Annotated in this window: 1 protein-coding gene; it reads left to right on the top strand. The window is 64.8% G+C overall.

Annotation, left to right across the window (positions count from 1 at the left end):
• The first annotated feature begins 529 nt into the window (after nt 1–529).
• Nucleotides 530–1,972: an MFS transporter gene (locus Q4E95_RS13175; RefSeq protein WP_303383733.1), complete on the top strand. Its 1,443-nt coding sequence runs from the start codon at nt 530–532 to the stop codon at nt 1,970–1,972.
• Nucleotides 1,973–2,059: the final 87 nt, after the last annotated feature.

Here is a 2,059-nt window from a genome sequence, read left to right as displayed (position 1 = left end):
CTACGTCGGTGACTCCGAGCGTGGGACTGTCCACGCGGAAGGCCTCCAGCACCCGTAGGCCGTTGAGTAGGGACGCCGCCGCACCTTGGGGGCCCTCGCCCCGGCCGTTCTCTGACCCGCTCATGGCTTCTCCTGACTGCTTGCCCGCGAGACTCCACGCTACCGGAGCGGACTCTGCCGGGCAGGGCGGCGTGCGTCGAAAAAGACGAGACCCACCCTTGTGCGTTGCTGTTCTAGCAACTAGATTGATCCTACAGCACAAAAAGTAGTGATCTAGGTCGCTACTAGCGCTGGTTGGTGATCGAAGTCCACAGCCGGCCACCGCCACGAGGAGCCCGGCATCATGAGCGAGAAGAGCCACGACTAGCTTGAGGACCTGCTGCGCGTCGACCCTGCAGGGCTACTCGTCGCAGCCGCCGCAGCCCGCTACTTCTGTACCCGGCTACTTCGAACTGGCGCTCTCGGCCAAACAGTTCGTCCCAAGCGGGTTGCCCCAAGACCCCGCTCAGACTCCTGAGGAGAACCGTCCATGAAAGATCTCGAGAACGCCTCACAGCCCGTTGACCCTGCCGCTCGACTAGAGCAGGCGGATTCCACGGACGGCGCGCACACACCGCATGCCGATCCGGAGACGCTGCGCAAAGCCACTTTCGCCGGTTTCGCCGGAACCGTTGTCGAATGGTTCGACTTCGCCGTCTATGGATTCATGGCTCCGATCATCGCCCAAACCTTCTTCCGGTCCGAGGATCCGGTCGTCGCGCTGCTGCAGACTTTCGCTGTCTTCGCCGTCGCCTTCGCTTTGCGTCCACTGGGTGGTGCGTTCTTCGGCGTGCTCGGGGACAAGATCGGTCGCAAACGCGTTCTGATCATCACCGTGCTGCTGATGTCGGCTTCCACAGCCGCCATCGGTGTGCTGCCCAGCTACGAGCAGATCGGCATCTGGGCCGCCGTCCTGCTCACCCTCGCTCGGTGCCTGCAGGGTCTGTCGGCCGGTGGTGAGTACGCCGGCGCAGTGACTTATGTGATCGAGCACGCCCCCTCGCACCAGCGGGCTCGCTGGGGCTCAGCGATGCCCACGGCGACCTTCTCCGCTTTCGCTGCCGCGGCCGCACTGAGCTTCCTGCTCTCTGCCGGACTCGGCGAGGCTGCGATGAACGAGTGGGGCTGGCGCATCCCGTTCCTGGTGGCCGCTCCGCTGGGGTTGATCGCCTTCTGGATCCGGCGTCGTCTCCAGGAGTCGCCGCTGTTCCAGGAAGTCCAGGACGCGCCCGAACAGGCAGTGCACGCGCCCCTCCGCACCACACTGCGAGAGCAGGCCCGACCGATGCTGATCCTTGGCGGTTACATCTCGCTGACCGCGCTCTCGTTCTACATTTTCTCCACCTACATGACCACGTTCCTGCGCGAGGTCGTCGGCCTGGACGCGACCCCGGTACTGCTGTCCAACGTGATCGCGCTGAGCTGCGCCGCCGTGTTGGCCCCGTTCATCGGGGTGATCTGCGACCGGGTGGGACGACGCCGGACGATGTTCGCCTCGGCGGCCCTGCTCGCGCTCACCGCGGTACCCGGATACATGATCGTCTCTTCGGAGACATTCATCGGCGCGCTGAGCGGACAGTTGATGATCATGGTGGGCACCGTCACCGCCAATGTGGTCACCGCGGTACTGCTGACCGAGGTCTTCCCGACCCGGGTCCGCTACACCGCCTCCGCGGTCACCTACAACATCAGCTACGCCGTCTTCGGCGGCACCGCGCCGTTCGTGGCCACATGGCTGATCGACATCACCGGACAGCCCATCGCTCCGGCGGTATATCTGTCAGTGATCGCAATCGGCGCGTTCTGCGCCACCCTGATGATGCCCGAGACCTCCGGGCGGCGACTCGGGGTCGGTGTCGACGAAGAAGCCATCACCTCCTCGATTCCCAAGGTGGGCAAGCCCGCGACCACGGCGGCGCGCAGGCCGGAGTAACGTGACTGCCGCTGAACCCTGACCCACCGGTGGTGGTGATTGTGACGTGAAACTGGAGTGCCCCTTTTGTGACGGTGGCTGTCGGCG

It is taken from the genome of Kocuria sp. (assembly GCF_030536815.1).
In the GTDB taxonomy this organism is placed as follows: domain Bacteria; phylum Actinomycetota; class Actinomycetes; order Actinomycetales; family Micrococcaceae; genus Kocuria; species Kocuria gwangalliensis.
This window is presented reverse-complemented; position numbering and strand designations above follow the sequence as displayed.